Origin of the sequence: Zarconia navalis LEGE 11467 (genome assembly GCF_015207075.1) — a bacterium.
Lineage (GTDB): Bacteria > Cyanobacteriota > Cyanobacteriia > Cyanobacteriales > Geitlerinemataceae > Zarconia > Zarconia navalis.
The window spans coordinates 1-5188 of the sequence record NZ_JADEXN010000417.1; the positions used below are offsets into that span (position 1 = coordinate 1).

Below are 5188 nucleotides of genomic sequence, written 5' to 3' on the forward strand. Positions count from 1 at the left end.
CCACCCACGGTCAATTTAGCTCCAATGTCGATGAGACCTTTATCCTTACCTGGGACGGTCGGATTCCCGTATCCGAATTGGGAAGTTTGTTGCGATCGCGAGATGAAACCCGAGATCGAACCATCGAGCTATTGGTTTTGAGTGCTTGTCAAACGGCAAAGGGAGACAATCGAGCGATTTTGGGCTTGGCCGGATTTGCCGTCAAAAGCGGCGCTCGCTCCACTCTCGGAACCTTGTGGACGGTTCGAGATCGATCGACAGCCGACCTAATGGCTCGATTCTACCAGGAGCTGTCGGTGCCCGGAACCCGCAAATCTCAAGCTCTGCGTCGGGCCCAACTCTTCTTAATGGAGCAACCGGGATACGAACACCCATTTTATTGGGCGCCGTTCGTCCTCGTTGGCAATTGGCTGTAGCCTATCGATCGCAGGGGAGGGAGTAGGGAGTCGAACGAACGGCTCGCGAGCTGGCTAGAGTTCGGTATACCGAAATCTAGCGGACAATATTTTAATCTTTGATGGATCTTTATATGCACCAGTTTTTTTATAATTTACGATAATAGAACTAGGGTGCACATTCAATCGAGACTTAATAATTCAGGGACAAGAACATGCCACAGACCAACACCCACTCGAAACACCCCTCTCGATTTGCCACGGCTTTAGTTCTAGTCAGCGGAATTTTCTGGGCCGGTCCTTCTTGGGCAGTGACCTTCTCCGCACCGGATGGAGTGGAGCCGACCCCCCAACAACCTACCTCTGGAGGCGCAAGTCGCAACGGCGGTCAATGTTCGCCAGAATCCTTAGCTGCCGGGGGCAGGGCGACTCCCCTATTGCCCAAGAATGTCGAGCAGCTTCTAACGGTGGCCGAGCGACCGGCATTTTTCGTCTACGTACCGCCCACGAGTGCGGAGGAAGCATCTTTCACGCTCAAAAGCCCCGAAGATGAAATCCACTATCGTACGAAAGTCAATTTACCCGAATCGGGTGGTATTGTCAGGATTGCACTTCCCTCAACAGAAGCTAAGCTTCTAGAGGAAAGAACTTATTCCTGGCTATTTGAAATCCACTGCTCTCCAAACTTCGATCCCGACAATCCAGTGATTGAAGGTTCCGTACGGCGCACCAGTGTCGATGAGACGGTTGCCCGCAATCTCGCCGAGAAAACCACTGCTGTCGATCTGGCTCAGGTCTACGGAGATGCGGGAATTTGGTACGATGCCCTCAGTACGTTAGCGAACGCTCGTTTGTCACAACCGAACGAACCCACTCTCGTAAAAAACTGGGAGGACTTACTCGGTTCTGTGGGTTTAGAAGCGCTCGCTGCCGAGCCGCTGGTTGACTAAAACCATCGAACCCAATATCGACAATTGTCGTTTTCGAGAGTGTAATTGCCCGTACCAAAGAACCGAGAACGCGCAAAGATCGCTAGGGTGGTTTAACCCGAAGCGATGTTGAGTTTTTCACCCAACAGGGAACTAAAAGTTAAACAAGTTGTTCGATCGTATGAGCGATGAGCGAGATCGCACGGGAAGAGAGCAGTACTTGAGAGTGCTGCTCTCTTATAATTTAGAGGGAATATGAGGAATGTTCCTCGAGTTCGCTCTCGTGGCGATCGTCGATCGTGTCATCGACCTCCCTTCCCAAAACCCTGGCATGATGGAAGGGCCTATTTCATGTGGTCTCACCTTAGATTAAAAATCTGGCAATGGCGTTCGATTCTAACCACAGCTCCGATTGTGGGATCGCTTGTTATCCTCGGTCATATTTTCGGAGGATTTGGGCTTCTCCAATGGGTAGCCATCGATCGACTTTTTCGCATTCGGCCCCAAGAACCCATCGATACGCGAATCGCGATCGTCGAAATCGATGAATCCGATATCGGTCAGTTGGGAACCTGGCCGATGCCCGACGCTCGCCTGGCCGAAGTCATTGAGAAAATCGCAGCGGGCGAACCCGCTGCCATCGGTCTGGATCTCTATCGGGATATCCCCATCGAACCGGGCCACCAAAAACTGATAGAGGTTTTGCGATCGACGTCCGACTTGTTTGGGGTCGAAAAAATTGCTGGAGATACTGTCGCACCGCCACCCATTTTGAGCGAACTCGGGCGGGTGGCAATTGCCGATTTAGTGCCCGATCGCGATGGAAAAGTGCGTCGGGCGTTGCTGTCTGCCAAAGATGAAGACAATAACGATCGCCTCGGGCTTGGGGTGATGTTAGCGCTGACGTACCTCGAAAAACAAGAAGGAATTACCCTCGAGAATGCCAAGCCCGAAGAACCCGGAAAGCAACATTATAAATTGGGTCGGGCGCTCTTCGTACCCCTGACGGGACGAGAAGGAAACTACCGACCGTCAGATATTGGAGGCTACCAAACCTTTCTCAACTATCGCGGGACTAAAGATCGGTTCCCCCGCATTTCGATAACGGACGTACTCAAAGATCGAGTCCCCCCCAACTTCTTTACCGATCGCATCGTGCTGATCGGCGTCACGGCGATTTCGGAAAACGACTTTGAATTAACCCCCTACAGCGGTGCTCCCTCCCTAGAACATCCCCAAATGGCGGGGGTCGTCATTCATGCCAACATCGCCAGCCAAATGCTCGGTGCGGCTCTCGACGGTCGTCCCTTGCTTCGTGCCTGGCTTCATCCAGTCGAGTGGACCTGGATTATGGTGTGGTCGATTCTCGGGGCAACGGGTAGCTGGACGCTCTTGCAAGTCACCCAGTCCAATAAACGGAGTTTGGGGATGGGAGGGGCGCTCTTGGAAATTCCGATCGCCGGTGTCGTTTTGGCCGCCATCGCCTATGGTGCGTTTCGCGAGGGCTGGCTGATTCCTACCGTCGCCCCCCTGGTGGCTTTTTCGGCTTCGGCGATCGCTCTGATCGATACCTACCACCGTCTTTCCCTCAAACGAGCCAACGCCCAACTGCGCCGCTACTCTCAAACCTTAGAAGAGCGAGTGTTGTTCCGAACGGCCGAACTCAAAGAAGCCAAAGTGGCTGCAGAATCGGCCAGTTTAGCCAAAAGTCAGTTCCTCGCCAACATGAGTCACGAAGTTCGAACGCCGATGAATGGAGTGATTGGCATGACGGACTTGCTGCTGACCACCCCTTTGAGTCCCGAACAGCGAGACTTTGTCGAAACCTTGAAAACCAGCGGGCAAAATCTGCTATCGATCGTCAACGATATTCTCGACTTCTCCAAACTCGAAGCCGGTCAAATGCGCTTGGAGTCTGTCGAATTTAGCTTGAGTACCTGTGTGAAGAAAGTGACGGATTTACTCGAAGCTCAAGCTCGCTCCAAAGGACTCAAATTGTTCGCGAATATCGAGAGCAGCGTTCCTGCGATCGTCAAAGGCGATCCCACCCGCTTACAGCAAGTTTTGATGAATTTGGCCGGGAACGCGCTCAAATTCACCCCCCAAGGCGAAGTTGAGATTCGCGTGAGTCCCACCGACGATTTACCCCTGGCAGACCCAATTCTCGAAGGCGATGCCCAAGTTTCTCCACTGCGATCTCCTATTGGTTTGCGTTTTGAAGTTCGAGATACGGGAATTGGTATTGCACCCGAAGACCAAAAAAAGCTGTTTCAATCTTTTTCCCAAGTGGATGCTTCCACCACGCGCAAATACGGTGGAACGGGTTTGGGTCTGGCGATTTGTCGGCAACTCGTCAACCTCATGGGTGGAGAAATTGACGTATCGAGCCAGCTCGGGATGGGGTCTACTTTTTGCTTCTCGGCCCGGTTCGATGCTGCCGATCCCGATGATGGGGTCAGGGAGGGCAATGGGTCGATGACCGATCGAGCAGATTTTGAATCCCTCATCCCTCTCAAAACGCTATCTTACCCCGTACCTCATGCCGATTTGAGTGGGATGAGAGTCTTGGTCGCCACTCGCAACCCCTTGGATCTGCAAACCCTGCGCAGCTACTTCGGAGCTTGGGGAATCGAACTCGAGGCCGTCCGCGATGCCCGGATTGCCTTTGCCCGCTTGCGTGAGGCTCTGCAATCGCCAACTCCCTATTCCCTGGTACTCATCGATCTCGAAGATGCTCAACTTTGTGGCGAAAAGTTAGGACGCTTGATTCGTTTCGATCCTCAATTGGAAAAAACTCAGTGGATCGCAACGATCGCCAAATGCCAACAAGATAATGTCGCTCGCTTTTACGACGCCGGTGCGTCGGCGTGTTTGACCAAACCCATCGAACCCTTCGAGCTACTGGCTATCTTCGATGATGAGAATCTTCAACTCGCCCGCATCGAACGAACGCAACGCCAAGGATGGCAGCACGACCTCAAGATTTTGCTGGTGGAAGATACTCCCATCAACCAAAAAGTCCTGCGCAATCAATTGAAAACCCTCGGCTACTGCGAACCCACTTGTGTCGGCAACGGTCGAGAAGCCCTCGATCTTCTGGAGCGAGAGGCGTACGATATCATTTTAATGGATTGTTTGATGCCGGTTCTCGATGGCTATCGAACCACGCAAATGCTGCGCGCTCGCGAAGGCTCTTCTGAGCATACCCCGGTCGTGGCAATGACGGCAAACGCCATGGAAGGCGATCGAGAGCAATGTCTGGCTGCTGGGATGGATGACTACATCAGCAAACCCGTCGATTTACAAATTTTAGCTGAAACCCTAGAACGCTGGAACCCCCACGATCGCGACGAAGCCACAGCCGAGGAAAACCCAAAGCCCGACGTTGAAAAGAACGCAGATTCGATCGCAATTTCTTCCCACCCCAGGAAAGTTGACGATCGCCCTCTGCTGGACTTGGAGCGATTGCAAGCGATTACCGATGGCGATCTCGAATTTCAACAGGAATTGCTCGAAACCTTTACCGAAGATGCCGTGAATTGCATTGCCAAAATGAGAGCCGCCCTTCACTCAACCGATGCCATCGAACTCGCTGGTATCGCCCATCAAATCAAAGGTGCCAGCAGCACGGCGGCAATCTTGATGATGCCTGAGATTGCTAAACAAATTGAAATGCAAGCTAAAGATAACCAACTCGAAGGCGTGGATGAATTGGTGATGGAGTTGGAGGAGATTCTCGATCGAGTCAAGGCTTATTCGATCGAATCCTAGAGCGATCGGATTGGGTAAAACTCTACTCGCAGAGAGGATCGTACTCAAAACTCAAGTGAAACGATCCCCCCAATGTGCCGATGTAGTCGTAGG

General features: G+C 52.4%; 3 protein-coding genes. All 3 read left to right on the forward strand.

The features are described 5' to 3' along the window. The coding region (locus IQ235_RS18360) for a CHAT domain-containing protein (RefSeq protein ID WP_264322861.1) at nt 1-416 on the forward strand (416 nt) is incomplete at its 5' end. Nucleotides 417-610: 194 nt separating this feature from the next. Beyond that, nucleotides 611-1345, forward strand: a complete 735-nt coding sequence (locus IQ235_RS18365) for a DUF928 domain-containing protein (protein WP_264322862.1) — start codon at nt 611-613, stop codon at nt 1343-1345. Nucleotides 1346-1738: 393 nt separating this feature from the next. After that, a complete protein-coding gene (locus tag IQ235_RS18370) occupies nt 1739-5095 on the forward strand; it encodes a CHASE2 domain-containing protein (protein WP_264322863.1) in 3357 nt (1118 codons plus the stop codon). Nucleotides 5096-5188: the final 93 nt, after the last annotated feature.

Excerpts from the sequence above, each read along its gene's own strand:
- IQ235_RS18365 (WP_264322862.1), top strand. The coding sequence starts at position 611 with ATGCCACAGACCAACACCCACTCGAAACACCCCTCTCGATTTGCCACG.